Source organism: Arthrobacter sp. UM1 (assembly GCF_020483305.1).
Taxonomy (GTDB): Bacteria; Actinomycetota; Actinomycetes; order Actinomycetales; family Micrococcaceae; genus Falsarthrobacter.
The window spans coordinates 119878-146509 of the sequence record NZ_JACWAB010000003.1 but is presented as its reverse complement, the minus strand read 5'-3'; the positions used below and the strand labels follow the sequence as shown (position 1 = coordinate 146509).

Below are 26632 nucleotides of genomic sequence, written 5' to 3'. Positions count from 1 at the left end.
ATGGCAGAGAACACCAACGAGCACGCGCTCAAGGTGCACCACCTCCGTCCGGCTCCCGGCGCCAAGACCGCCAAGACCCGCGTGGGTCGAGGCGAGGCGTCGAAGGGCAAGACGGCCGGCCGCGGCACCAAGGGCACGAAGGCCCGCTACCAGGTCAAGGCAGGCTTCGCCGGCGGTCAGCTTCCGCTGCACATGCGCCTGCCGAAGCTGCGCGGCTTCAAGAACCCGTTCCGCGTCGAGTTCCAGGTCGTGAACCTGGACCGCATCCAGGAGCTCTTCCCGGAGGGCGGCACCATCACGGTCGACGACCTCGTCGCCAAGGGCGCCGTGCGCAAGAACGAGCTCGTCAAGGTGCTCGGCAGCGGTGACATCAACGTCAAGGTCGACCTGAAGGTCCACGCCTTCTCCGCGTCGGCTGAGAAGAAGATCACCGCCGCCGGCGGCTCGATCGAGGGCGAGCTCTGAAGCTCGCTGTCGCATCACGACTGATCACCGGCCCCGCCTGGCGGGGACTCGTGTGAGATGAGAGGCCCGTGGGCGTCCCCAGTGGATGCCCGCGGGCCTCGCTCGTCACCTGGGCGGCCTTCGGAGACTCAGGCCCCTCACGCTGAGAGGACCCTCCGATTCCGCCAGGGGAGAACCCCGCCCCCTGCTGCTGCCGGTAGACTACTGATCTTGGGCTTGTGTTCTGCGCAGGCTGAAGAGAAGGCGCAGCTTCGCCTCGAATTCACAAACCTGTCTGAGGAGGACACTTGCTGACAGCAATCGGCCGTGCCTTTCGAACGCCGGACTTGCGCCGCAAGCTGCTGTTCACGCTCATGATCATCGCCGTGTACCGCCTCGGCGTCTTCATCCCGGCGCCCGGAGTGAGCTACACGAACGTGCAGCAGTGCCTCAACCTGAACGTCACCCAGGGCGGCGCCTACCAGTTCATCAACCTGTTCTCCGGCGGCGCGCTCCTCCAGGTCTCCATCTTCGCCCTGGGCATCATGCCGTACATCACGGCGAGCATCATCGTGCAGCTCCTCCGGGTCATCGTCCCGCGCTTCCAGGAGCTCCACGAAGAGGGCCAGTCGGGCCAGGCCAAGCTGACGCAGTGGACGCGCTACCTGACCATCGCGCTGGGCGTGCTCAATGCCACCACGCTCATCACCACGGCTCGCACCGGCGCCCTGTTCAACAACCAGTGCCCGCTGCCGATCATCCCGGACGACAACATCGTCACCATCCTGCTCATGATCGTGACGCTCACGGCGGGCACGGGCCTCATCATGTGGATGGGCGAGCTCATCACGGAGAAGGGCGTGGGCAACGGAATGTCCCTGCTCATCTTCACCTCGATCGCCTCGGGCTTCCCGTCCTCGATGGGCGCCATCCAGCAGGCCAAGGGCTGGGGCGTGTTCTCCATCGTGATCGCCATCGGACTCGTCATCGTCGTCGGCGTCATCTTCGTGGAGCAGTCCCAGCGGCGCATCCCCGTGCAGTATGCGAAGCGCATGATCGGCCGCCGCTCCTTCGGCGGAACCACCACCTACATCCCGCTCAAGGTCAACATGGCCGGCGTCATCCCGGTCATCTTCGCCTCGTCGATGCTGTATCTGCCGGCTCTCATCGCGCAGTTCAACACGCCGCACGAGCCGGGCAAGACGCCCCCGGAGTGGGTCCAGTGGATCAACGGGAACCTCGTCAAGGGCGACCACCCGCTCTACATGATCCTGTACTTCGTCCTCATCATCTTCTTCACATACTTCTATGTGACGATCACCTTCAACCCCGAAGAGGTCTCGGACAACATGACCAAGTACGGCGGGTTCATCCCCGGCGTGCGAGCGGGCCGCCCCACGGCGGACTACCTGCGCCATGTCATCAGCCGGATCACTCTTCCGGGCGCGCTCTACCTGGGCCTCATCGCCGCGGTTCCGCTCGTGGCGCTGGTCTCGGTGGGCGCCAACCAGAACTTCCCGTTCGGCGGCACCTCGATCCTCATCATGGTCGGCGTCGGACTGGAGACCGTCAAGCAGATCGACGCTCAGCTCCAGCAGCGTCACTACGAAGGGTTGTTGCGATGACACGCATGCTCATCATTGGTCCTCCCGGCTCGGGCAAGGGGACGCAGGCGTCCCGGATCACCGAGTCGCTCGGCATCGAGGCGATCTCCACGGGAGACATCTTCCGCTTCAACGTCAAGGAGGGCACGCCGCTCGGCGTCGAGGCGAAGAAGTACATCGACGCCGGAGACTTCGTGCCGGACTCGGTGACGAACCGCATGGTGGAGGACCGCCTCAACCAGGAGGACGTGGCAGACGGCTTCCTGCTTGACGGCTACCCGCGCACCAAGGGCCAGGTCGAGGCGCTCGACGGCATTCTCGAGCGGGCGGGCAAGCAGCTCGACGTGGTCCTCCAGCTCACCGCGGACAACGAGGAGCTGGTGAAGCGCCTCCTGGGCCGCGCCGAGCAGGAGGGGCGTGCCGACGACACCGCCGAGGTCATCGAGCACCGTCTGTCCCTGTACGAGAAGGAGACGCAGCCACTCGTGGACGTCTACGCGGAGCGGGGCCTCCTGGTGCGCGTGGACGGCCTCGGCGAGATCTCCGAGGTCACCGAGCGCATTCTCGAGGCCCTCAAGGGCAAGGGCGGCCGGAAGTAGACGATGTTCGGCCAGCCGAAGATCGAGTACAAGAGCGAGGACCAGATCCGGGTCATGCGCCGCGCGGGCCTTGTGCTCGCCGAGGCGCTGGACGAGACGGTCGCGGCCGCGCGTCCCGGCGTCACCACCGCTGACCTGGACCGGGTCTTCCGCTCGGTGCTGGAGCGCCGTGGCGCCACGAGCAACTTCCTCGGGTACCACGGATTTCCTGCGACGATCTGCGCTTCGGTCAACGAGGAGGTCGTCCACGGGATCCCGGGGGAGAGGGAGCTCAAGGACGGGGACGTCCTCAAGATCGACGGCGGAGCCGTGGTGGACTCCTGGCACTCGGACTCGGCGCGGACCGTGCTCGTCGGGTCGGCGGATCCGGCCGACCAGCGCCTTTCGGACGTGACCGAGGAGGCCATGTGGGCCGGCATCGCCGCTGCGGCGAAGGGCCGCCACGTCGGTGACATCGGGAACGCTGTCGACGACTTCGTCTCCGCGCAGGACGGCGAGCCCCTCGGCATCCTCGAGGACTACGTGGGGCACGGCATCGGCTCGGAGATGCACCAGGCCCCGGACGTCCTCAACTACCGCACCGGCCATCGCGGCCCGCGCCTCAAGCCCGGCATGTGCCTGGCCATCGAGCCGATGCTCGTCCGGGGGGACATCGAGACGGCCACGCTCGAGGACGACTGGACGGTCGTCACCGTCGACGGCAGCCGTGCAAGCCAGTGGGAGCACACGGTGGCCGTCCACGCCGGGGGCATCTGGGTGCTCACCGCGCACGACGGCGGCGCGGAGCGGCTTGCCCGCTACGGCGTGACGCCCGTTCCGCTGGCCGAGGGCTGAGCCGCCCGTCAGAGCCCCCTCTGTCACGAGGACGTCCGTCGGCTGGGGCGTGTGGAAAGTCAGCGTCGGTTCGGATATAGTGGAACGCTGGGTGTTTGGCAACATCCGGTGCTTGTCGTGCGTTGGCGGCCCGGGTGCGTCCACCACCCGCTCCAGAGCCGCTTCGTGCGGCGCAGAGACAGGCGGGACGTCCCGCCGTCACCCCAAACGTTAGCGGAGGACATGGCCAAGAAAGACGGTGTCATCGAGACCGAGGGCACGGTGACCGAAGCCCTTCCCAACGCGATGTTCCGCGTTGAGCTGAGCAACGGTCACATCGTGCTCGCGCACATCTCGGGCAAGATGCGGCAGCACTACATCCGCATCCTCCCGGAGGACCGGGTTGTCGTCGAGCTCAGCCCGTACGACCTCAACCGAGGACGTATCGTCTACCGCTACAAGTGATCCCTGCGGCGCCGCGCGGCGTCGTCGGATTGCGCACCAGGGCGGCCGGTCTCGGAACCGAGGCCAGCCCGTTCACGCGTAGCAACTGAATCCGGCAAGACAGCACTGGGACGCGTCAGTGCACACCCCCGGCACGGAGGCCGGGGCTGCCCCTCGGGTGCAGGTGTCTTGCTTCACACCTCCGTATGAGAACCAAGGAGGACTGCCACTATGGCACGTCTGGCTGGCGTAGACATCCCGCGCGAAAAGCGGGTCGTCATCGCGCTCACTTACATCTACGGCGTGGGCAAGACCCGTGCAGAGCAGACCATCGCGGAGACGGGCATCTCCCCGGACATCCGCGTCAAGGATCTGACCGACGATCAGCTCGTGCAGCTGCGTGACTACATTGAGGGCAACTTCAAGGTCGAGGGCGACCTCCGCCGCGAGGTTGCCGCCGATATCCGCCGCAAGGTCGAGATCGGCTCCTACGAGGGCCTCCGCCACCGCCGCGGCCTCCCGGTCCGCGGACAGCGCACCAAGACCAACGCTCGCACCCGCAAGGGCCCGAAGCGCACGGTCGCAGGCAAGAAGAAGGCCGGTCGCTGATCACCGCTGACGGAGCCCGCTGGGCCTGAGGGCCCCGGCACCGCAGCGCGGATCATCCGCCGTCGGACCACAGATCACAATTCCGTAGGAGAGAAATGCCCCCGAAGACACGCGCAGCTGTCCGCAAGCCGCGTCGCAAGGACAAGAAGAACATCTCGATGGGCCAGGCGCACATCAAGAGCACCTTCAACAACACCATCGTTTCCATCACCGACACCACGGGCGCCGTCATCTCGTCGTCCTCCTCGGGCGAGGTCGGCTTCAAGGGCTCCCGCAAGTCCACGCCGTACGCCGCTCAGATGGCCGCCGAGTCCGCCGCCAAGAAGGCGCAGGACCACGGCGTCCGCAAGGTGGACGTGTTCGTCAAGGGCCCGGGCTCGGGTCGCGAGACGGCCATCCGCTCGCTCCAGGCGACCGGCCTTGAGATCGGCACGATCCAGGACGTCACCCCGAGCGCGCACAACGGCTGCCGTCCGCCGAAGCGCCGCCGCGGCTAGTTTCCTCAGTCTGTGTTGCCCGCCGGACTTCGTCTAGCCTGGGAATCAGGCGAGGGAGGCTCCGGCGGGTGATGCGCCTGCCAGACGGTCTGTCGCCGTCACACCTTTCCATCCATTGTGTTGCGTCATATAGCGGACGCACGCCGAAAGGAAGACTACGTGCTCATTGCACAGCGCCCCACGCTGACTGAAGAAGTCGTTTCCGAGAACCGGTCCCGGTTCACCATCGAGCCGCTCGAGCCCGGCTTCGGCTACACGCTCGGCAACTCGCTCCGCCGCACGCTGCTCTCGTCCATCCCGGGCGCAGCTGTCACGAGCGTTCGCATCGACGGCGTTCTCCACGAGTTCAGCACGGTCGAAGGTGTCAAGGAAGACGTCACCGAGATCATCCTGAACGTGAAGAACCTGTCCGTCTCGTCGGAGCATGACGAGCCGGTCGTCGCCTACCTGCGCAAGCAGGGCCCGGGCGTCGTGACCGCCGCGGACATCGCTCCGCCGGCCGGAGTCGAGATCCACAACCCGGATCTCCACATCGCCACGCTCAACGAGAAGGGCAAGTTCGAGCTCGAGCTCATCATCGAGCGCGGGCGCGGCTACGTCTCGGCGGCTCTGAACAAGTCGGCAGACCAGGAGATCGGCCGCATCCCGGTCGACTCGATCTACTCGCCGGTCCTCAAGGTCACGTTCCGCGTCGAGGCCACTCGCGTCGAGCAGCGGACGGACTTCGACAAGCTCATCGTCGACGTCGAGACCAAGGCGGCCATCTCGCCGCGTGACGCCATCGCCTCCGCTGGCTCCACGCTCGTCGAGCTCTTCAGCCTCGCCCGCGAGCTGAACACGGCCGCCGAGGGCATCGAGATCGGCCCGAGCCCGGTGGACCAGGCGGCGCAGGCCGATCTGGCGCTGCCGATCGAGGAGCTCGAGCTCTCCGTGCGCTCGTACAACTGCCTCAAGCGCGAGGGGATCCACACGGTCGGCGAGCTCGTCGGCCGCTCCGAGGCGGACCTCATGGACATCCGCAACTTCGGCGCCAAGTCGATCGACGAGGTCAAGGACAAGCTCGTCGAGCTCGGCCTGGCTCTCAAGGACTCGCCTCCCGGCTTCGATCTCGCCGCTCGTGCGCAGGAGATCGAGGAGGAGTCCGTCTTCAGCAACGACGAGCTCTAAGCCGCTGAACTCGACGTTCCCATTCATCGTTTCCCAGCTGCCAGCGCGCACTGCGGAGTACACCAAGGAGAAACACCATGCCTACGCCCACTAAGGGTCCCCGCCTCGGAGGCGGTCCGGCACACGAGCGCCTGATGCTCGCGAACCTCTCGGCGCAGCTCTTCGAGCACAAGCGCATCACCACCACGGTGACGAAGGCCAAGCGCCTCCGCCCGGTGGCCGAGCGCTTCATCACGTTCGCGAAGCGCGGCGACCTCTCGGCTCGCCGTCGTGTCCTGCGCTCCATCCAGGACAAGCTCGTCGTCCGCGAGCTCTTCGAGGAGATCGCGCCGGCCATGGCCCAGCGCGAGGGCGGCTACACCCGCATCACGAAGATCGGCAACCGCAACGGCGACAACGCTCCGATGGCCGTCATCGAGCTCGTCATGGAGCCGGTCTCCCCGAAGCAGGCTGTGGTCAACGAGGCGTCCAACGCCACGAAGGCCGCCGCTCCGGCTGAGGAGAAGGCTCCGGCCGCCGAGGCCGCGGAGACCGAGTCGGAGTAGTCCTCCGCTCGTCCGCTGGACCCGGTGAACGCAGCACCGCACGAGGGACGCCGTCCAGACCCTGAGGGTCGGGCGGCGTCCCTCGCCGTGTCCGGGACCGGATCGCCCCCGCGCAAGCCGGGGTCCTTCGAGCCGGCCGCAGGGCCGGCTCCGAGCCCCGCGTCGGGCTCGGCTCCCGCCACCGGGGGAGGGGAGGCCGAGCCTCGCCTCCGCCTGGCGCTGACGCTCGGCTATGACGGGACGGACTTCCACGGGTGGGCCTCCCAGCCGGGCCTGCGCACGGTCCAGTCGAGCCTTGAGGACTCTCTGGCGATGATCCTGCGCAGGGACGTCCGCGTCGTCGTCGCGGGCCGGACGGACACGGGCGTGCACGCCCGGCGGCAGGTGGTCCACACGGACGTCACGGAGGCTGAGGCCGCCGCCGTCGTCGGCCGCTCGGGGCTTCCCCTCGAGACGGCGCTACTGCGCCGGATCGACGGCACGCTCGCCAGGGTCCTCGGCTCGCTGAGGGGCGCCGTCGTCGTCCATCGGGTCCGCACGGTCCCGCCGGCGTTCGACGCCCGCTTCTCGGCGCTCGACCGCACCTACGTCTATCGCGTCTCGGACTCTCGCGACGAATGGGATCCGCTGACGCGCCGCATGACGTGGTGGGTGCCCCAGGAGCTCGACGTCGAGGTCATGCACGCCGCCGCGCAGCGGCTCACGGGCCTCCACGACTTCCTCTCCTTCTGCAAGCCGCGGGAGGGGGCGACGACGATCCGCGGGCTCCACGAGGCCTCCGTGCGCCGCGCGGACACCGGCATCATCGAGATCCGGCTGCGGGCCGACGCCTTCTGCCACCACATGGTGCGCAACATCGTGGCCGCGCTGGTCGGCGTCGGCTCGGGGCGGGACGAGCCCGAGGTCCTGAGCGAGCGGCTCGACGGCCGCAGGACGGGGCGCCTGCCGGCGATGGCGCCTCCGCACGGGCTCACCCTGGACTCGATCGGGTATCCCGGGGACGAAGAGCTCGAGGCGCGGAACCTCGTGACGCGAGCGCTGCGCGAGTGAGGGTAGGGCCTGCGGGCGGGGCCTGAGACGGGACGGGGCTCCCAGTCTCGGCAACTTGGGCCTTGAGCGGGTTCTGAGGTATCATGGAGAGTCGTTGTGCGTGTCCTGTTTCGGCAGAACCTCCGCCCGGTGGCCCAGTTGCAGGGTCGCGTAGCCGGTGCGGATCGGTGCCGGTAGCCAGGGAGCGGCGGCCCTCCAGTCCTCACCTGGATCGTCAACGCCCCACGCACTGATCGAAGAGATCTTAGCCAACGGTTACCTCACGAACCCTCGGCCACCGAGAACAACAACGTAAAGGCAGAAACTGTGCGTACGTACACTCCGAAGCCCGGCGATGCAGATCGCCAGTGGCACGTCATCGACGCCACTGACGTCGTCCTCGGTCGTCTTGCCAGCCAGACCGCAACACTGCTGCGCGGAAAGCACAAGCCGACCTTCGCTCCGCACCAGGACATGGGCGACTTCGTCATCATCATCAACGCCGACAAGGTCGCCCTCACCGGCGCCAAGCTCGAGCAGAAGCGCGCCTACCGCCACTCGGGCTACCCGGGCGGCCTCTCGTCGATGAACTACGCCGAGCTCCTCGCGAAGCACCCGACCCGCGCCGTCGAGAAGGCGATCCGCGGCATGCTCCCGAAGAACAAGCTCAACGACGTCTACATGTCCAAGCTCAAGGTCTACGCTGGCCCGTCGCACCCGCACTCGGCGCAGCAGCCCAAGGCCTTCGAGATCAACCAGGTCGCCCAGTAGTCCTGGCCACCGAACACTTTTCCACGAACTGAGGAGACCAACGTGGCTCAGAACACTGAAGAGCTCGTGTCCGAAGAGCAGATGACCAGCTACACCTCCGAGTCCCCGGAGCAGACCGCCGGCGCCGTCCAGCGCGTGCGCGGCGAGCTCACGGTCTCGGGCCAGGCCGTCGGCCGCCGCAAGGAGGCCATCGCCCGCGTCCGCATCATCCCGGGCACCGGCACCTGGAGCATCAACGGCCGCGAGCTCGCGGACTACTTCCCGAACAAGCTGCACCAGCAGGACGTCAACGAGCCGTTCAAGCTCCTTGAGCTTGAGGGCGCGTACGACGTCGTCGCCCGCATCGACGGCGGCGGCCCCTCCGGCCAGGCCGGTGCGCTCCGTCTCGGCATCGCGCGCGCCCTCAACGAGGTCGACCGCGAGAACAACCGCCCGGCCCTCAAGAAGGCCGGCTACCTGACGCGTGACGCTCGCGTCATCGAGCGCAAGAAGGCCGGCCTCAAGAAGGCCCGCAAGGCGCCGCAGTACTCGAAGCGCTAAACACGCTTCCACGCCGGTCGGCCTGTGCCGGCCCGGCTGTCTCGAGGGCCATCCGCTTCGGCGGGTGGCCCTCGTTGCGTCTCCTGCGCTCTCGCGCTCGGCTGCGGAGAGAGCTCGCGGATAGGATGCTTCAGATCCCCGCTCGTTTCCCGAAAGAGCCCCCATGCACACTCCTTCCGCCGGCGCGTCCTGCGCCCGCACCAGGCCTGCTTCCCGCCGGACGCCCCGGCTGGGCCTCACTGTCATGCGCCCCCGAGATCCGCAGGAGCGGGGGAGGGTGGCGAGCTCTCTCGAGCTGTTCTTCGACCTCGTCTTCGTCGTCGCGGTGAGCGCCGCGGCGTCGAGCCTCCACCATGCTCTCGTCGAAGGCCACACGGCCCACGGGATCCAGTCCTACGTGCTCGTCTTCTTCGGCGTCTGGTGGGCCTGGATGAACTTCACGTGGTTCGCCACGTCGTTCGACACCGATGACTGGCTCTACCGCGTGGTCACGATCCTCCAGATGGCCGGCGTGCTCACGCTTGCGGCCGGCACGTCGCCCGCCTTCGAGCACGAGGACTTCCGGATTGTGGTGGCGGGCTACATCATCATGCGCGTGGCCATGGTCCTCCAATGGCTGCGGGCCGCAAGAGCTCCGGGACGCTCCCGCCGGGCTGCGCTCTTCTATGCGGGAGGCATCGCGGTCGTCCAGGTGCTGTGGGTCGTGTGGCTGTTCCTTCCGCACGGGATCCTCGTCCCGCTGTTCGTCCTCTTCGCCTTGATGGAGCTCGCGGTGCCCGTGATCGCGGAGAACGTGGGAGGCACGCCGTGGCACCCGCACCACATCACAGAGCGCTATGGCCTGTTCACGCTGATCCTCCTCGGCGAGAGCCTCCTCGCCTCCTCGAACGCGGTCATCGAGGCGCTCAGCAGCGACGTGGAGCTGCTGCCCCTGCTCGGCATCGCCGCGTTGACCCTGGTGGTGACGGCGTCGCTGTGGTGGATCTACTTCTGGGCGCCGCACCACCGCTCGATCTCGACTTTCGCCCGCTCCCTGCGCTACGGCTACGCGCACTATGCGATCTTTGCCGCCGCGGGAGCCTTCTCAGCCGGGGTGGAAGTGCAGATCGACTCCATCGCGCACGGGGCCCACCTCAACCATCTTCTGGTCTCCTACACGATGAGCCTGCCCGTGGCCGTCTTCCTGCTCGGCGTCTGGTGGGTGGCCATGCGCGACCACGCTCCACGGGCCGTCAACATTGCGGTGCCCGCAGGCGCGCTTTGCATCCTGGCGGAACCGCTCGTCAGCTTCCCCATGGTCGTCACGGCTGCCGTCCTCGTGGTGATCGTCGTCGTCCTGGTGGCGTGCCCGCCGACGCCGGAGCGAGGAGTCAGTCCGTCGTCGTGAGCGCCTCCGCGAACCACCCCGTGATCGTGGCCGGGTGCGTGATGGCGGTCCCGACGACGACGGCGAACGCCCCCGCGGCCCTCGCCGCCTGAGCCTGGGCCGGGGTGTGGACCCGTCCTTCTGCAATGAGCGGCAGGCCCAGTCCAGCGGCGGAAATGTCTGCGATGAGCTCGAGATCCGGCCCGACCGTGCGTGCACGCTCGCCCGTGTATCCCGCGAGGGTCGTGCCGATGAGATCGACTCCCGCCTCCGCGGCCGCCTCAGCGTCCGCGAGCGATCCGCAGTCCGCCATGACGGAGGCGCCCGTGGCCGAGCGGAGCAGCCGGACCGTCTCTGTCAGCGTGCGGCCGTCCGGGCGGGGCCGGCGTGTGCCGTCGAGTGCGACCACGTGCGCCCCGGCCTGTGCGACGGCGATGGCGTGGTGCGCGGTCGGCGTGATGAACACGCCCGAGGCGCCGTCTTTGAAGAGGCCGATGACGGGCACGTCCACAGCCGAACGGGCCGCTTGGATGTCCGCCAGGCCCTGAACGCGAACGGCCGCCGCCCCGCCCCGCACCGCTGAAGCGGCCACCTGGGCCATGGTGCGAGGGTCGCGCATCGGCTCTCCGGGATAGGCCTGGGCGGACACGATGAGGCGCCCCTCCAGGGACGAAAGGGCTTCGGGCGTGAGAATCACGGGATCTCCTCGGTGGCGGACGGATTCAGGATGAGAGAGGCCGCGCCGAGCACTGCTGCGTCCGGTCCCAGGGCAGCGGGCACCGGTTCCAGGCCCCGGAGCGCTGGAATGAGGCCTGCGGCGAAAGCCTGCCGCAGCGGCGTCCACCAGAGCTCTCCCGAGCCGGCGAGTCCGCCGGAGATGACGACGGCCTCAGGGTCCAGGGTGTTGGCCACGCCGGCGAGGGCCTCGCCGGCGGCTGCGGCAGCCGCCTCGATGATGCGCCGCGCCTCCGGCGACCCGGCCCGGGCCAGCTCGAAGACGCCGCGCGTGTCGGCTGGGGCGGCGTCGCGGACCGAGCGGACGAAGGCGGCGTGGACGGCCGGTCCGGAGGCCACCGCCTCGAGGTGTCCCTGCGCCCCGCACGTGCAGGGCATCCCTGCGGCGGCGGGGGAGGGGAGGTGGCCCAGATGTCCTGCCGCCGACCTGTGTCCGGTGAGCACGCGTCCGTTCAGGACGAAGCAGCCTCCCACACCGGTCCCGAACGCCACGAGGAGCGCGGACGATGCACGACGAGCGGCGCCGGCGCTCGCCTCCCCGAGGGCGTGCGCGTGCACGTCGTTGACCGCGAGACAGGAGCCCGGGCCTCGGAGAGTCGGGATCTCTCCGCGGAGACGGGCGGCGAGCTCGGCGCACAGCGCGGTTCCGGCCCAGTCCTTGAGTGCGCTCGTGGCGCTCACCACGGTGCCCCGAACCGGGTCGATGACTCCTGCTGACCCGATTCCGACGCCGAGCACGGCGGAATCCGACACCGGCGCCGAGCGGAGGGCCTGCCGCACGGACTCGGCGGCGGCGTCGAGAACCGCTGCAGGGCCGTCCTGGGCAGGGGTGGGCACCGTGGCCCGGGCAAGGATCCGAGCGTGCTCGTCGACGACCGCAGCCGCGATCTTCGTCCCGCCGAGGTCCACCCCGACGGCCGTCCGCACCCGCGGCGGCAGCGTCGCGTCCGCGGCGGCCGGCCCGGGCACCGAGCCCTGCGGCGCTGGGTCTGCTCCCGCAGGCACGCGGTCAGAGACCGCAGGCATGGAGGATCTCCCGGATCTCAGCAGACTCCTCCGACGTGAGCGACGCCATGGGGGCGCTCATCCTGTTCGACCGGATGACACCGAGCTCCACGAGCGCGGTCTTGAAGGCGCCCAGTCCGGCCGCTCCGGCCGAGACACGGCGGCGGTCCGGCACGTTCACGATGGAGAAGAGCCGCGCCAGGCGGTCCTGCTCGGACCGTGCGGTGTCCCAGTCGCCGCGCTGGGACGCGTCGTAGAGGCGGCGGTAGCCGGCCGGGTCCACATTGGCGAGGCCCGGGACGATGCCGTGCGCACCGCCGAGCAGGGCGCCGTCGCACACCACCTCGTGGCCCGAGAGCACCGAGAACCGCTCCAGGCCCCGGGTCTGCAGCGCAAGCTGGCGGAAGGCGACGTCGTCTCCTGAGGAGTCCTTGACGCCGTCGATGATGCCGCTCTCCGCGAGGTCCGCGAGCAGCGCGGCGGAGAGCTTGTAACCCGTCCTCACAGGGACGTCGTAGGCCAGGACGGGGATTCCGACGGCGGCCTTCACTGCCCGGAAGTGCTCGCGCACTTCCGCGTCGTCGACGAGCGCATAGTAGGGGCTGGTCACGACGACGGCGTCGGCGCCGAAGTCCGCGACCCGGAGAGCCTCCTCAATGGTGCGGGACGTGGTCTGCTCGTTTGCCCCGACGAGGAGGGGCACCCGCCCCGCCGTCGCGCTCACCACGGAGGCGAGCACGGCGTCCCGCTCCGAGGCGGTGAGATAGGGGGTCTCGCCCGACGAGCCCAACGGGAAGAGAGCGTGCACCCCGCCGGAGATGAGGTGGTCGGTGACGGCCTCAACCCCCGCGAGATCCACCTCCCCGTCCGGCGTCCGAGGGGTCACGACGGGCGGAATGACGCCGGAGTAGAGCGGGCGTGCTGCGGTCATGCGTTCTCCTTGGTTCGAAGTTCGTGCGTGCCCCGGTCTTCTTCGGGGGCGAGGTGGAGCAGGCTGGGCGCTGCGCCGAGCAGGGTCCGGGTGTAGGCGTCCGCCGGCGAGTCGAAGACCTGCTGGGCGGGTCCCTCCTCGACGATCCGTCCGCCGTTCATGACGCAGATCCGGTCTGAGACGTAGCGGACGGTCTGGATGTCGTGCGAGATGAACACCATGCCGAGATTGAGCCTGGACTTGAGGTCGCTGAGCAGGTTGAGGACCTGGGCGCGGACCGAGACGTCCAGCGCTGAGGTCGGCTCGTCCGCCACGACGACCTCGGGCTCGAGGGCCAGGGCTCGGGCGATGGCCACGCGCTGGCGCTGACCGCCCGAGATCTGGGTGGGGGAGACCTCCGCGGCCGAGCTCGGCAGCCCGACCAGCTCGAGGAGCTCGTGGACTCGGCGCGTCCGCGAGGCTGTGTCTCCCACACCGTGGACGCGCAGCGGGTCCACGAGGATGTCGTGGACCGTCATCCGCGGGTTCAGCGCCGTGGAGGCGTCCTGGAACACCATGGTCACGGCCCGTCCGAATGCGCGCCTCTCCGCGGCGCGGGGCCCGAGCGGGCGGCCGCGGAAGAGACGCTGGCCGGACGTGGGCGCCTGCAGGCCGACCAGGACGCTGGCCATCGTGGACTTGCCGCACCCGGACTCGCCGACGATGCCGATGGTCTCGCCCCGGCGGACCGAGAAGTCCACTCCGTCGACGGCCTTGACGATCTTCGGCCGGAACAGCGAGCCGGCTCGGGCCTTGAAGTGAACGCGGACGTCCTTCAGCTCGATGACGGGCGTCTCTTCGGACTGATCAGCGGCGTTGCTCATGCGATGGCTCCTTCGGACTGCTCGGGGCCCGACTCCACCGCGCCGGACTCCGAGGAGGCGGGGCGCGGTGCGGCGTAGGCGTGGTCTCGGCCCTCGAGGGAGACGAGATCGAGGGGCTGCTCGGGATCCGCGTCCGGCCGGAGCGAACGCGGAGCGAATCGGTCGCCGGAGGCGAAGTCCCGCGGACTCGGAACCGACCCGGGGATCTGGTGCAGGCGGCCCGAGCCTGCCTCGATGGACAGCACGGCGCCGAGGAGACCGCGGGTGTACTCGTGCCGTGGATCGGCGAGGACCTCCGCCGTGGCCCCGGACTCCACGACCTGGCCCGCATACATGACCGTCACCCGGTGTGCGAGGGAGGCGACGAGCGCGAGGTCGTGGCTGACGAAGACCATGGCGAACCCCAGCTGCTCGCGGAGCTCGTTGAGGAGGTCCACCACCTGCTTCTGAACGGTGACGTCGAGCGCCGTCGTGGGCTCGTCTGCCACGACGAGCTTCGGCGATCGGGAGAGCGCCATCGCGATGAGGACTCGCTGCCTCTGACCGCCGGAGAGCTCGTGCGGGTAGGACTTGAGCGTGCGCTCGGGGTCGAGCTTGACGAGCCTCAGCAGCTCCTCCGGGGAGAGGCGGCCGCCCCGCCGGGTCAGCTGCAGCATCTGGTCCTTGATGAGCATGGACGGATTCAGCGAGCTGAGGGCGTCCTGGTAGACCATGGCGATCTGCTCGCCCCTCAGGCCCGCATACGTCTTCTCGATCTCGTGCGGCTTCCGCGAAGGCGTCACGAGCTCCCGGCCGTCGAAGCGGATCGATCCCGTGACGACGGCGCTCGGAGCCAGCAGGCCCATGATCGCGAGCGAGGTGATGGACTTGCCGCAGCCGGACTCGCCGACGAGGCCCATGGTCTCGCCCTCGCGGACGGTGAAGGAGACCCTGTCCACCACGGGGACGTCTCCGAAGCGCTGCGGGAAGGAGATGGAGAGGTCGCGGACCTCCAGAATGGCCCTGGGCTCACCGGTCAGGGACAGGCGGTCGGTGCGCCGAGACTCCGTCTCCCGAAGGGCTCCGAGGGCTTCGGTCAGCGCCGCCGGCTCGACCGCCGCTGCGCTCGAGCCGCCCTCGGGACGCTCGGCGGCCTCCGCGCGCACGGCCTCCTTCGTGTTGTCCTTCTCCTGGATCTTCACGGCCGAGCGCAGGCGGGGGTTGACCATCGCGTCGGTCAGCCCCTCGGCGAGGACGTTGAGGCTGAGCACCGTGGACAGGATGACCATGCCGGCGAACGTCGTGGCCCACCAGGCCCCGTTGAGGACGATCGTGCGGCCGTAGGAGATGACGTTGCCCCAGCTCGGAGCCGGATCCTGCACGCCCGCCCCGAGGAAGGAGAGGGAGGCCTCGAAGATGATGGCGTCCGCCACCATGACCGTGGCGAAGACGAGGATCGGCGCCGCCGTGTTCCGGACGATGTGCCGGACCAGGATGTGGATCCGGCCGGCACCGAGCACACGCTCAGCCCGGACGTAGTCCTCGTTCCACTGCGAGAGGACGTTGGCCCGGACCACTCGTGCGAGCTGCGGCGTGTAGATCACGGCGATGGCCACGATGATGACGGGAACAGAGTTGCCCATGGTGGCCAGCAGCACTGCGGCGAGGGCGATGCCCGGGAAGGCCATGACCACGTCCATGACGCGCATCGTGGACTCGTCCACGACCTTGCGGCTCGTGGCCGCGAAGGACCCGATGACCGCGCCGGTCAGCACGGCCAGGCCCACAGCGCCGAGACCGATCACGAGCGAGGTCTGGGCGCCGTAGAGCAGCCGCGAGAGGACGTCCCTGCCGAGGCGGTCCGTGCCGAACGGGTGCTCGGCGCTCGGCGCCTGGGCCGGAGCCCCCGAGGAGAGAGGGTCATGCGGTGCGATGGCCGGCGCCAGCACCGCGATGAGGCTGACGGCCACGAGGAAGAGAAGGGCCGCCTTGGAGGCGTTGGGAAGGGCCCTGAAGGCGATGCCTGGCCGGCTGAGCCGGTCTGCAAGTCCGAAGCGCATGGATCACACCGTCCTGAGGCGGGGGTTGATGACGAGGTAGAGGAGGTCGACGACGATGTTGACGAGCACGAACGTCAGCGCGATCGTCAGGGTCACGCCTTGCACGAGGTTGACGTCGTTGTTCGTGATGCCGTTGAGGATGAGCTGTCCCATGCCCGGCAGGGAGAAGATCATCTCGATGACCACGGCGCCGCCGAGCAGGTAGCCGATCCGCAGGCCGAGCACGGTGACAGGGGTGATGAGCGCGTTCCGCAGCACGTTGCGCCGGATGACCTCGCCGCGGGGAACCCCGTTGCCGATCGCGGTGCGGACGTAGTCCCGGTCCATCTCCTCGACCATCGAGGTGCGGACCACGCGGATGAGCGACGCGCACACGGGCACGGCCAGGGCGACGGCCGGCAGTGCCATCGACCGGAAGTACTCGGAAGGGCTCTCCGCGAAGGGAGTCAGGCCGCCGGCGGGGAAGACCGGCGTGCCGATGGCGAGCCACTGGATGAGGAGGATGCCCAGCCAGAAGGAGGGTGTGGCGACAGCGGCGATCGAGAACACGCGGATCGCCTGGTCCGGCCACCGGTCTCGGTACAGGGCCGCCGTGACGCCGAGGGTGAGCGAGACCGCGACGGCGAGGAGAACACCCCAGAAGGTCAGCTGGAGCGTGATGGGGAACGCCCCCGCGATGATGCCCGTGATCGGCTGAGCCGGCGGCGTGGTGGATCCGAGGTCGAACCGGGCCAGGCGGGAGAGGAAGGCGATGTACTGGACGATGAGCGGATCGTTCAGCCCGTGCTCGGCGCGGTAGGCCTCCTTGGCCTCCTCGCTCGCGCCTTCGCCGAGGGCCGTGGTGGCCTGGTCGCCGGGAGCGAACTGGAGGACGACGAAGACCAGGAGCGTCACGCCCAGGATCATGAACGGCAGAGCGGCGAGCCGCCGCCCGAGCAGTCGGAGGATGTTCGCCACGAGGGCTCTCTCCCTTGTCTCGAGTGGAAATCAATGCGGGGGCGCCTCCCCGAGGGGGAGCGCGCAGACGGGGAAGGAGAGGGCGCAGGCGCTGCTGGGGGCAGAAGTCCGCCTGCGCCCTCCCGAGAGAGTCCGGGCTACTTGCGCCCGACGTCGATGAACGACATGCCGGTGGTGGGCAGCGGCTTGAAGCCGTCCAGCTTGTCGTCTTTCCACGCCGTGGGGAGCTGACGGTGGAACACGGGGTACAGCGGGACCTCGTCCGAGATGATGTCCACGATCTCGTTCCAGGCCTTCTGGGCGTCTTCGTCCTTCGTGGCCATGGCGGCCTCGTCCAGCTTCTTCTGCACGGTCTTGTAGGCCTCGGTGGACGCCCAGCGGTAGCGCTTGGCCGGCCAGACGTCTCCGCGGTAGAACCAGGACAGGAGCAGGTCCATGTCATTGCTGAAGACGGACGGGTCGCCCGGCGCCGCCACGACGGTGAACTTGCCCGGGTTGACGTGGTCCGAGTACAGCGCGCCGGACTGCAGGCTCTTCACCGTGGCCTTGACGCCGGGGATCTTGTTCCACGACTCGAGCAGGATCGGGGCGAGGTCCTTCACCCAGGAGGTGTCGGTGGTGAGCAGCTCGAACTCGAGCTTGTCCACTCCGGCCTCCTTGAGGAGGGACGCCGCCTTGTCCGGGTCGTAGTCGTAGACCGTCTTGGCCTTGTTGTAGTTCGGGTGCTCCTTCTGGACGTAGCCCGTGGCGGCGGTGGCGTTGCCGAGAAGCGCCTTCTTGATGACGCTCTCCGTGTCCAGGCCGTAGTGGAGGGCCTGACGCACACGCTTGTCCGAGAACGGCTTCTCCTCGCAGTTGAACATGAGGAAGAGCAGTCCGAAGGACTGGACGGCCTCCACCTTGGCGTTCTTCTTGAGGCGGTCCGCATCGAGGTACGGCACGTCCTCGATGGCCTGGACCCGGTTGGTCTCCACCGCGCTCACGCGAGCCGAGGCGTCCGAGAGGAGGAACCAGGTCATCGTGTCCGCCTTGGCCTTCATGGAGCCGTTGTAGTCCGCGAACTTCTCGAAGGTGATCTTGTCGTCCTTGACGGCCGAGACCAGCTTGTACGGGCCGGATCCGACCGGAGCGGCGTCAAAGGCCTTCTGGTCCTTCTCGACGACCTTCTTCGGCACGACCTTGACCACGCTGATGCGGTCGGCGAAGAGGGCGAACTCGTGCTTGAGCTCGAAGGAGACCGTTTTCTCGTCCTTCGCCTTCACGCCCTTGATGAACGGGATGAACTGGCGGAAGAGGGACTTGTTCTCCGGGGTGAGGATGCGCTCGAAGGAGAACGCGACGTCCTCGGCCGTGACCGGGTCACCGTTGTGGAACTTGGCCCCCGAGCGGAGGGTCACCTCGTACTGCGTGGGAGAGACCATCTTGGGCTCTTCGGCCGCCAGAGCGAGGTAGCGCTTCCGCGTGGCGGGGTGGAGCTCCGTGAGCCCCTCGAACACGTGGAGGTTGGCGGCCATGGGCGTGGCCCCGGACGACGTGGCGGGATCGAAGCCGGTCGAGAGCGCGTACGAGATGCCCGCTTCGAGCGACTTCTTGCCGCCGGAGCCTCCGGCGCTGCTCGACGGGCTGCCGCCGCAGGCGGAGATGGTCGCGGCGAAGGCCCCCGCTGCGCTGATGCTTCCCGCGAGCTTGAGGAACGAGCGACGGCTGTTCTCCGTGCTCAGGATCTCAGGAGTTTTCATGGTTGCCACCTTGATGGTCGTGATGAGGCGGGGCGCGGGGACCGGAGTCCCGCGCCCACCATGAATGTAATAGAGGCCACAAACGTTAGTCAAACTCTCTAATTCAAGACTCACGTCGGCTGATGCGGCGCCCGTGCAGCCTCGGGGAGGGGGGCGGCTACGGCATCGCGACGAGCAGGGGAGCGGGCGCTCCTGCGGCGATGCCGCCTGCTGCGGCGGAGGCGTCCAGTCCCAGGGCGCGGGCGGGGGTCGTCGTCGCCGCCTCGAGCGCGGCCGAGAGGGGAGCGCCGCTCGCCGCCGCGACGGCGACGGCCCGGTCCATCGTGAGGGTGCTGCCGGCGATGGTCTCCGTGCCGGCGAGGCGGGCGACTCCGTCGGTCACCTCGACGGCGAGACCGCCGAGGCGGTACGTCCCGTCATGCTGTCCGGCGGCCGCCATGGCGTCGGTGACGAGGGCGACCCGTCCGGGTGCGGCCGCGAAGAGGAGGCGAATCATTGCCGGATGGACGTGCACTCCGTCCGCGATGAGCTCCAGGGTGACGTGCGAGGCGTCGAGGGCGGCGGCGACGGGCCCCGGGGTGCGGTGGTGCAGGCCGGGCATGGCGTTGAACGCGTGTGTCAGCAGGCTCGCTCCTGCATCGAACGCCGCGCTCGCGGTCGCGTAGTCGGCGCCGGTGTGGCCCACGCCCACGGCGATGCCGTTCTCCACGAGGAAACGCGTCGCCTCGAGGCCGTCGTCGAGCTCAGGGGCGAGCGTGACCTGGCGGACGAGGCCCTCGGCGGCTTCGAGCACGGGCTCCAGGGCCCGGGCGCTGGGACGTGCCAGGTGCCGGAGGTCGTGGGCCCCCTTGTGCGTGGGGGAGAGGCAGGGGCCTTCCAGGTGAATGCCCGCGAACCCCGGCAGCCGGCGGGCCTCCGAGGCGATACGAGCGGCCGTGGCGGCCATCTCCTCGACCGGATTGGAGACGAGGGAGAGCACGAGCAGGCCCGTTCCGTGCCCGCGATGGGTGCGCAGCAGGGTCTCGACGCCGCCCTCCTCGGCGGAGGCTCCTCCGCCGCCGTGGCAGTGGATGTCCGTGAAGGACGGCGCGAGCGTCCGTCCGGCGGCGTCGATGCGCGTCCGCGGCTCGACATCGGCCGGAGGGGCCCCGGTGCCGGCGTCCAGCACCCTGTCCGCCGTGGTGAGGGCCCAGGTCGGCGCTCCTGGCCTCCACGGCCTGGCGCCGGTCACAAGGAGGGGGTCTGCTGCCCGCGAGGCGGTTTCGCAGAGGGGCTCGACGGAAAGAGGGGCGTGGCCGGCGAGCGGCGGATCAGGGTGCATGTGCCCGATCATAGGGTTCCCGAACGCGGCGGGGGTGACAGATCGGCGGAGATGAAGAACTGTGACATCCGAGTGCAGAGTCTCGGCCGGCAGGAGATATCATGACGGGTTATGGAGATACTGGTCGTCAAGGACGAATACGAGGCAGGACGTGCGGCCGCCGAGGCCGTCATCGAGGCGCTCGCGGACTCTTCCTCGCCTGTTCTGGGCGTGGCGACGGGCTCGAGCCCCCTCTCCACCTACCGGCACCTTGCCGAGGCGGCAGCGGCGGGGCGGTTCGATCCGGCGCCGGTCCGGGCCTTCGCGCTGGACGAGTACAGGGGCATCAGCCCGGAGCACCCTGAGAGCTATCACGCCGTCATCCGGCGGGAGGTCTGCGAGCGGGTGGGGCTCCTGCCCGAGCACGTCCGGGTTCCGCCGGGGAGCGCCGAGGATCCGGTCTCGGCCTGCGCGGAGTACGAGGCCGCGATGGCTGCGGCCGGGGGCGTGGACGTCCAGATCCTCGGCATCGGGTCGAACGGGCACATCGGCTTCAACGAGCCGGGCTCCTCGCCGGAGAGCCGGACGCGCGTGCAGAGGCTCACCCCGCAGACCCGGCAGGACAACGCGAGGTTCTTCGGGGGAAGGGTGGAGGACGTTCCCGAGGAGTGCGTGACGCAGGGGATCGGAACCATCCTGGAGGCGCGGAGGATCGTGCTGCTGGCCCAGGGCGAGTCGAAGGCCGGCGGGCTGGCGGCCATGGTGAACGGCCCCGTCACCCCGGAGTGCCCGGCGAGCATCCTGCAGAGGCATCCGAGCGTCCTCGTCGTGGCCGACGAAGCCGCCGCGTCACAGCTGGCCCGGCGGATCTGACGGGGCGGCGCGGGTCGAGGCCGCGGGAGAGGGCGTGGGCATGGAGCTGACACGTGCGGCGCGGGAATCTGGGAGGTCAGCGGCAGGCGGGCCTAAGATGTTCCCGATGGCTACTAGGTTATTTGGCACCGATGGCGTGCGAGGAACGGCAAACGATCTCATCACGCCCGAGCTGGCGATGAAGCTGGCCCAGGCGGCCGCCGTCGTGCTCGGTCACGAGCAGTCGCAGCGGGAGAGGCCCGTCGCCGTCGTGGCACGGGACCCGCGCATCAGCGGCGAGTTCATCTCGGCCGCCATTGAGGCGGGCCTGGCCGGCAGCGGGATCGACGTGTATGACGCCGGCGTCCTGCCGACGCCCGCCACGGCCTTCCTCGTGGCCGATCTCGATGCCGACTTCGGCGTCATGATCTCTGCCTCCCACAACCCCGCTCCGGACAACGGCATCAAGTTCCTCGCCCGGGGCGGCAAGAAGCTCTCGGACGCGGACGAGGACCGGATCGAGGCGCGCATGGAGCTCGAGGCGCCCCGTCCCCAGGGCGGAGACGTGGGGCAGGTCCGCCGCTTCTCGGACGCCGAGGACCGGTACGTCCTGCACCTTCTCGCCACGCTCCCGCACCGGCTGGACGGCCTCAAGGTGGTGCTGGACTGTGCTCACGGCGCGGCCAGCGGGTGCTCGCCCGAGGTCTTCACGGACGCCGGCGCAGAGGTCGTGGTCATCGGCGCCGACCCCAACGGCGTCAACATCAACGACGGCTACGGCTCGACCCACCTGGAGAAGCTGCAAGAGGCCGTCCTCGAGCACAAGGCGGACCTCGGCATCGCCCACGACGGCGACGCCGACCGCTGCCTCGCCGTGGACCACGAGGGGGCCGTGGTGGACGGCGACCAGATCATGGCCATTCTGGCCCTCGCCCTCAAGGAGGCGGGCCGCCTGAAGGACGACACGCTCGTGGCCACGGTCATGAGCAACCTCGGCCTCACGCTCGCCCTGCAGGAGGCGGGGATCTCCGTGAAGCAGACCGCCGTCGGGGACCGCTACGTGCTCGAGGGGATGCGAGAGGGCGGCTTCAGCCTCGGCGGGGAGCAGTCCGGCCATGTCATCTTCAGCGACTTCGCGACGACGGGGGACGGAGTGCTCACCGGGCTTCAGATCGCGTCCCGCGTGGCTCAGACCGGGAGGTCCCTCAAGGAGCTCGCCGCTCAGATGACGCGGCTCCCGCAGGTGCTCATCAACGTGAAGAACGTGGACAAGACCAAGGTGTCCTCGGACGAGGGAGTCCAGTCGGCCGTGGCCGCAGCCGAGACAGAGCTCGGAGAGACCGGCCGTGTGCTGCTGCGGGCGTCGGGAACCGAGCCGCTCGTGCGCGTCATGGTCGAGGCGCCGGCCGAGGACGCTGCGCGCCGCCTCGCCGAGTCGCTCGCGGACTCCGTGAAGGAGCGCCTCTCGCTCGGCTGACCGGAGCGCCGGCGGGCGGCACGCGGCCGCATGCGGCGCCGGCTTCCCACACAGCAAGGGCCCCTCGCCGTCTGGCGAGGGGCCCTTGCTGTGTCCTGCGTGCGCGGCGCCCTGAGGGCCGCGCTGCGTGTTCATGCGCTGCGCTGGGAATGCGCGAGACCGACAGCCTTTCCCTGCGGTCCGCGAATCGGGGGAAGGGGGAGTCCCTACCGGGTGCGCAGCGAGTCGCGGATCTCGGTGAGAAGGGCGACCTGCGGATCTTCCTTCTCCTCGTTCGGGTTGATGCCGAGCTTGCGGTTGCGGCGCTCGATCATCTTGTTCATCGGCATGACGACGACGAAGTAGAGGGCGGCGGCGATGATGAGGAAGTTGACGACCGCCGTGAGGAGCATTCCGACCTTGACGGAGCCGAAGACGAGCCAGTTGTCGAAGTTCGGCTGGCCCACCAGCATCGCGATGAGGGGCATGAGCACGTTCGCGACGAGAGCGTCGACCACCTTGCCGAACGCGCCGCCCATGATGACGGCCACGGCAAGGTCGACGACGTTGCCCTTCATGATGAAATCTTTGAAACCTTGAAGCATGATTCCAGAATAGCGGTAAATCGTTAGGGAATCGAGATAAATCTTCATCCAGGTTGAAATGTGTGTGAAGTCTCGCTTCACACATTGCAAAAAGCAAATGATTCTCGAAATCGAGTGCCGGCCTCCAGGCGAGGCGGCGGACGCGGGCTCCGAGAGGACGCGCGTGCGTGCGCGGTCTCGGCCTCAGGTCTTGCGCAGGAGCATGCGCCGGATGCCGTGGTCCCGGTCCTTGGAGAGCACGAGCTTGGCCCGGCCCCGCGTGGGCAGGACGTTCTCCCGGAGGTTCGGCTCGTTGATCCGCGTCCAGATGTCGTGCGCAGTCGCCGCAGCCTCCTCGTCGGAGAGGGAGGCGTACCGGTGGAAGTAGGACTCCGGGTCGCTGAAGGCGCCGCTGCGCAGCTTCATGAAGCGCTCGATGTACCACTTCTCGATGTAGTCCGTCGGCGCGTCGACGTAGATCGAGAAGTCGAAGAAGTCGCTGAGGGCGAGGCCCTGGGTGCCGTCGCTGCGCAGCCGCGCCGGGGCGAGCACATTGAGGCCCTCGACGATGAGCACATCGGGTCGGGAGACCACGACCTCGCGCTCGGGGACGATGTCATAGGTCAGGTGGCTGTACCAGGGGGCCGTGACGTCCGGTGCGCCGGACTTCACCTCGCTGACGAAGCGCAGGAGGCGGCGGCGGTCATAGGACTCGGGGAAGCCCTTGCGCTGCATGAGACCCCGGCGCTCGAGCTCCGCGTTCGGATAGAGGAAGCCGTCGGTCGTGATGAGCTGCACGTCTGGGGTCCCGGGCCAGCGGCGGAGCAGCTCGCGCAGCACGCGCGCCGTCGTCGATTTGCCGACGGCCACGGATCCCGCGACGCCGATGACGAACGGGGTCCGCTCGACGTCCTCCCGGAGGAAGGTGCTCGTGGCACGGTGCAGCTGCTCGGCGCCGGAGACGTAGAGGTTGAGCAGCCGCGAGAGCGGGAGATAGACCTCGGCGACCTCGGTGAGGTCGAGGCGGTCGCCGGTTCCGCGCAACCGGGCCACGTCTGCGGCGTCCAGGGGCTGTTCGATCTCGTTGGAGAGGCGCGCCCAGTCCTCGCGGCTCAGCTCGACGAACGGCGAGGACCCGTGGACGGACGAATGGCCCTTGACGGCGGAGGAGGGGTCTCGAACAGTCACGGAGAACCATTGTGCCTCACCGCCGTGGCCGAGGCGCAGGGCCAGGGTGCGAAACAGATAGGATGACTTGCATGTGTGGAATTGTTGGATACGTAGGACGAGCGCAGGGTTCCCCCGACGGCGCTCAGCCCCATGGCCACTCGGCGCTTGACGTCCTCCTCGAGGGGCTCCGCCGCCTGGAGTACCGGGGCTACGACTCGGCCGGCGTCGCCGTTCTCACGGACAACGGAGTCGAGAGCCGGAAGAAGGCGGGCAAGCTCTCCAACCTGGAGGCGGAGCTCAAGGAGCACCCCCTGCCCGAGTCGATGACGGGCATCGGCCACACCCGCTGGGCCACGCACGGCGGACCCACGGACCGGAACGCACACCCCCACGTCGTGGCGGGCGGCAGCCTCGCCGTCATCCACAACGGCATCATCGAGAACTTCGCCGAGCACAAGGCCCAGCTCATCGCCGACGGCGTCGAGTTCCTCTCCGAGACCGACACCGAGGTGGCCGCGGCCCTGCTCGCCAAGGTCTACGAGACCGAGGCGAAGGGGGACCTGACCAAGGCCCTCCAGCTCACGTCCCAGCGCCTCGAGGGCGCGTTCACGCTGCTCGCGATCCACAAGGACCACCCCGGCGTCGTCGTGGCCTCGCGCCGCAACTCGCCGCTCGTCATCGGCCTCGGCGAGGGGGAGAACTTCCTCGGCTCGGACGTCTCCGGCTTCATCGACTTCACCAAGCGCGCCGTCGAGCTCGAGCAGGACCAGGTCGTGACCATCACGCCCGAGTCCTTCGAGATCACCGACTTCGCGGGCAACGCCGCGGAGGGCAAGGAGTTCACGGTCAGCTGGGACGCCGCCGCCGCGGAGAAGGACGGCTTCCCCTCCTTCATGGAGAAGGAGATCCACGACCAGCCCGAGGCCGTCCTCCAGACGCTGCTCGGCCGCTCCGACATCGAGGGCCGCCTCACGCTCGACGAGATGAGGATCGACCCGGAGGAGCTCAAGAAGATCGACAAGATCATCGTGCTCGCCTGCGGCACGTCCGCGTACGCCGGCCACGTGGCCAAGTACGCCATCGAGACGTGGTGCCGTATCCCCACCGAGGTGGAGCTCGCCCACGAGTTCCGCTACCGCGAGCCGATCATCACGCCGACGACGCTCGTGGTCTCCCTGTCCCAGTCCGGCGAGACGATGGACACGCTCATGGCGGTCCGCTACGCCAAGGAGCAGGGCGCCCGGACGATGGCGATCTGCAACACGAACGGGTCCACGATTCCCCGCGAGTCGGACGCCGTCCTCTACACCCACGCGGGTCCGGAGATCGCCGTCGCCTCGACCAAGGCCTTCCTCGCCCAGATCGTGGCCGCTTACCTGCTCGGGCTGTACCTCGCGCAGCTGCGCGGAAACAAGTTCCAGGGCGAGATCAAGGACATCCTCGCGGACCTCGGCAAGATCCCGGCGAAGATCCAGCAGATCCTCGATGGGGACTCCGCGATCAAGGAGCTCGCCCGGAGCATGAAGGACGCCGAGTCCGTGCTCTTCCTCGGCCGCCACGTGGGCTTCCCGGTGGCGCTCGAGGGCGCGCTCAAGCTCAAGGAGATCGCGTACATCCACGCTGAGGGCTTCGCCGCGGGCGAGCTCAAGCACGGGCCCATCGCGCTCATCGAGGAGGGGCAGCCGGTGTTCGTCGTCGTGCCCTCCCCGCGCGGACGGGACTCCCTGCACTCGAAGGTCGTCTCCAACATCCAGGAGATCCGCGCTCGCGGCGCCCGCACGTTCGTCATCGCCGAGGAGGGGGACGAGGCCGTCAAGGCGTACGCCGAGCAGGTCTTCTCCATCCCGGAGACGCAGCCGCTGCTCGCGCCGCTGCTCGCGATCGTCCCGCTGCAGATCTTCGCCGCCGAGCTCGCCGGGGCGAAGGGCTACGACGTGGACCAGCCGCGCAACCTCGCGAAGTCCGTCACCGTCGAATAAAGCTGAACGGGCGGGCGGCCGGGCTGCCCGCCTCGAGCCCGTCGGCCGGCTGTGCGCCAGCCGGGATGCCCCGCCCGCTCAGCCGGTTCGCCGCGCCCCCGAAGGCCCCTGGGCCCTCGGGGGCGCGGCCGCGTTAACGTTGAGAGCGCACACGCCTCCGCCGAAGCGGGGTGCGGGAGGGAGGAGCTGTGATCGTCGGCATCGGCATCGACGTGGTCAACATCGAGCGATTCGAGGAGCTCTCCGCTCGCACGCCGGGGCTCCTCGAGCGCTTCCTCGCGCCGGAGGAGAGCAGGGACCTGCCGGTCCGCTCCCTGGCGGCGCGGTTCGCCGCGAAGGAGGCGCTGGCCAAGGCGCTCGGAGCCCCCGGCGGGCTGAGGTGGCACGACGCGCTCGTGCTCGGCGGCAGGGGCGAGCCGCCGCGGCTGGAGCTGCGCGGGACCTGCCTCGAGCGGGCCTCGCAGCTGGGGGCGAGGACGTGGCACGTCTCGCTGACCCACGACGACCCGGTGGCGCAGGCGATCGTCCTCCTCGAGGGCTGAACTGCACCCGCAGCCGCCTGGAGGTCGGGAGGCCGAAGGGCGCGGAGCCGGT

27 protein-coding genes are annotated in these 26632 nt (G+C 68.9%); 17 read left to right on the top strand and 10 right to left on the bottom strand.

Annotated elements, in window-relative coordinates; genetic code table 11:
* The 13 genes from rplO to H9I38_RS05670 all read left to right on the top strand — a co-directional run bounded on the left by rplO (position 1) and on the right by H9I38_RS05670 (position 10449).
* Positions 1-465, top strand: a complete 465-nt coding sequence (rplO, locus tag H9I38_RS05730) for a 50S ribosomal protein L15 (RefSeq protein ID WP_226337801.1) — start codon at positions 1-3, stop codon at positions 463-465.
* Between the two features lie 287 nt (positions 466-752).
* Positions 753-2069 (top strand): preprotein translocase subunit SecY, encoded by a 1317-nt coding sequence (secY, locus tag H9I38_RS05725; RefSeq protein ID WP_226337800.1) that lies wholly within the window; start codon positions 753-755, stop codon positions 2067-2069.
* The gene (locus H9I38_RS05720) at positions 2066-2647 is read left to right on the top strand and encodes an adenylate kinase (protein WP_226337799.1); all 582 of its coding nucleotides are present in this window, start codon (positions 2066-2068) and stop codon (positions 2645-2647) included. Before secY ends, H9I38_RS05720 begins: the two co-directional genes overlap by 4 nt.
* A gap of 3 nt (positions 2648-2650) precedes the next feature.
* Complete coding sequence (gene map / locus H9I38_RS05715; protein ID WP_226337798.1) at positions 2651-3481, top strand: type I methionyl aminopeptidase; 831 nt, start codon at positions 2651-2653, stop codon at positions 3479-3481.
* Between the two features lie 222 nt (positions 3482-3703).
* Complete coding sequence (gene infA, locus H9I38_RS05710) at positions 3704-3925, top strand: translation initiation factor IF-1 (RefSeq protein ID WP_226337797.1); 222 nt, start codon at positions 3704-3706, stop codon at positions 3923-3925.
* A 210-nt stretch (positions 3926-4135) separates the two neighbouring features.
* Entirely contained in the window at positions 4136-4513 is a 378-nt protein-coding gene (gene rpsM, locus H9I38_RS05705) for a 30S ribosomal protein S13 (protein ID WP_226337796.1), read from the top strand.
* A 95-nt stretch (positions 4514-4608) separates the two neighbouring features.
* Positions 4609-5010, top strand: a complete 402-nt coding sequence (gene rpsK, locus H9I38_RS05700; protein ID WP_226337795.1) for a 30S ribosomal protein S11 — start codon at positions 4609-4611, stop codon at positions 5008-5010.
* 159 nt (positions 5011-5169) lie between these two features.
* Positions 5170-6177, top strand: coding sequence for a DNA-directed RNA polymerase subunit alpha (locus H9I38_RS05695; RefSeq protein ID WP_226337794.1), 1008 nt, complete (start codon positions 5170-5172; stop codon positions 6175-6177).
* A gap of 77 nt (positions 6178-6254) precedes the next feature.
* Positions 6255-6722: a 50S ribosomal protein L17 gene (gene rplQ, locus H9I38_RS05690; protein WP_226337793.1), complete on the top strand. Its 468-nt coding sequence runs from the start codon at positions 6255-6257 to the stop codon at positions 6720-6722.
* A gap of 24 nt (positions 6723-6746) precedes the next feature.
* The gene (truA, locus tag H9I38_RS05685; protein WP_226337792.1) at positions 6747-7772 is read left to right on the top strand and encodes a tRNA pseudouridine(38-40) synthase TruA; all 1026 of its coding nucleotides are present in this window, start codon (positions 6747-6749) and stop codon (positions 7770-7772) included.
* Positions 7773-8078: 306 nt separating this feature from the next.
* Positions 8079-8522, top strand: a complete 444-nt coding sequence (rplM, locus tag H9I38_RS05680; protein WP_226337791.1) for a 50S ribosomal protein L13 — start codon at positions 8079-8081, stop codon at positions 8520-8522.
* A gap of 42 nt (positions 8523-8564) precedes the next feature.
* Entirely contained in the window at positions 8565-9062 is a 498-nt protein-coding gene (rpsI, locus tag H9I38_RS05675) for a 30S ribosomal protein S9 (RefSeq protein WP_226337790.1), read from the top strand.
* A 277-nt stretch (positions 9063-9339) separates the two neighbouring features.
* The gene (locus tag H9I38_RS05670; protein ID WP_319002203.1) at positions 9340-10449 is read left to right on the top strand and encodes a low temperature requirement protein A; all 1110 of its coding nucleotides are present in this window, start codon (positions 9340-9342) and stop codon (positions 10447-10449) included.
* Here H9I38_RS05670 and H9I38_RS05665 read toward each other — a convergent pair.
* The 8 genes from H9I38_RS05665 to nagA form a co-directional block, all read right to left on the bottom strand.
* The gene (locus tag H9I38_RS05665; RefSeq protein ID WP_226337789.1) at positions 10433-11125 is read right to left on the bottom strand and encodes an N-acetylmannosamine-6-phosphate 2-epimerase; all 693 of its coding nucleotides are present in this window, start codon (positions 11123-11125) and stop codon (positions 10433-10435) included. The two genes, H9I38_RS05670 and H9I38_RS05665, sit on opposite strands and share 17 nt — an antisense overlap.
* Positions 11122-12189: an ROK family protein gene (locus tag H9I38_RS05660; RefSeq protein WP_226337788.1), complete on the bottom strand. Its 1068-nt coding sequence runs from the start codon at positions 12187-12189 to the stop codon at positions 11122-11124. The genes H9I38_RS05665 and H9I38_RS05660 overlap by 4 nt, the downstream gene beginning before the upstream one ends.
* A complete protein-coding gene (locus tag H9I38_RS05655) occupies positions 12173-13099 on the bottom strand; it encodes a dihydrodipicolinate synthase family protein (RefSeq protein ID WP_226337787.1) in 927 nt (308 codons plus the stop codon). Before H9I38_RS05655 ends, H9I38_RS05660 begins: the two co-directional genes overlap by 17 nt.
* Positions 13096-13962, bottom strand: a complete 867-nt coding sequence (locus tag H9I38_RS05650; RefSeq protein ID WP_226337786.1) for an ATP-binding cassette domain-containing protein — start codon at positions 13960-13962, stop codon at positions 13096-13098. The genes H9I38_RS05655 and H9I38_RS05650 overlap by 4 nt, the downstream gene beginning before the upstream one ends.
* Entirely contained in the window at positions 13959-16001 is a 2043-nt protein-coding gene (locus H9I38_RS05645; protein ID WP_226337785.1) for a dipeptide/oligopeptide/nickel ABC transporter permease/ATP-binding protein, read from the bottom strand. The genes H9I38_RS05650 and H9I38_RS05645 overlap by 4 nt, the downstream gene beginning before the upstream one ends.
* 3 nt (positions 16002-16004) lie before the next feature.
* A complete protein-coding gene (locus tag H9I38_RS05640) occupies positions 16005-16958 on the bottom strand; it encodes an ABC transporter permease (RefSeq protein ID WP_226337784.1) in 954 nt (317 codons plus the stop codon).
* Between the two features lie 137 nt (positions 16959-17095).
* Complete coding sequence (locus tag H9I38_RS05635; RefSeq protein ID WP_226337783.1) at positions 17096-18697, bottom strand: ABC transporter substrate-binding protein; 1602 nt, start codon at positions 18695-18697, stop codon at positions 17096-17098.
* A gap of 157 nt (positions 18698-18854) precedes the next feature.
* Positions 18855-20018, bottom strand: coding sequence for an N-acetylglucosamine-6-phosphate deacetylase (nagA, locus tag H9I38_RS05630; RefSeq protein ID WP_226337782.1), 1164 nt, complete (start codon positions 20016-20018; stop codon positions 18855-18857).
* A gap of 111 nt (positions 20019-20129) precedes the next feature.
* On the opposite strand from nagA, the gene nagB reads away from it, so the two are divergent.
* Positions 20130-20870: a glucosamine-6-phosphate deaminase gene (gene nagB / locus H9I38_RS05625; RefSeq protein WP_226337781.1), complete on the top strand. Its 741-nt coding sequence runs from the start codon at positions 20130-20132 to the stop codon at positions 20868-20870.
* Between the two features lie 106 nt (positions 20871-20976).
* Positions 20977-22326, top strand: a complete 1350-nt coding sequence (gene glmM, locus H9I38_RS05620; RefSeq protein WP_226337780.1) for a phosphoglucosamine mutase — start codon at positions 20977-20979, stop codon at positions 22324-22326.
* 206 nt (positions 22327-22532) lie between these two features.
* On the opposite strand, the gene mscL is transcribed toward glmM, so the two are convergent.
* Positions 22533-22910 carry a large conductance mechanosensitive channel protein MscL gene (mscL, locus tag H9I38_RS05615; RefSeq protein ID WP_226337779.1) on the bottom strand — a complete coding sequence of 126 codons (378 nt, stop codon included), beginning with the start codon at positions 22908-22910 and terminating at the stop codon, positions 22533-22535.
* A 183-nt stretch (positions 22911-23093) separates the two neighbouring features.
* Complete coding sequence (gene coaA / locus H9I38_RS05610) at positions 23094-24077, bottom strand: type I pantothenate kinase (RefSeq protein ID WP_226337778.1); 984 nt, start codon at positions 24075-24077, stop codon at positions 23094-23096.
* A 71-nt stretch (positions 24078-24148) separates the two neighbouring features.
* Here coaA and glmS point away from each other — a divergent pair, with 71 nt between their 5' ends.
* Together glmS and H9I38_RS05600 are read left to right on the top strand one after the other, a co-directional pair.
* Complete coding sequence (gene glmS, locus H9I38_RS05605) at positions 24149-26038, top strand: glutamine--fructose-6-phosphate transaminase (isomerizing) (RefSeq protein WP_226337777.1); 1890 nt, start codon at positions 24149-24151, stop codon at positions 26036-26038.
* Between the two features lie 188 nt (positions 26039-26226).
* Positions 26227-26580 carry a holo-ACP synthase gene (locus H9I38_RS05600; RefSeq protein WP_226337776.1) on the top strand — a complete coding sequence of 118 codons (354 nt, stop codon included), beginning with the start codon at positions 26227-26229 and terminating at the stop codon, positions 26578-26580.
* Positions 26581-26632 lie beyond the last annotated feature (52 nt).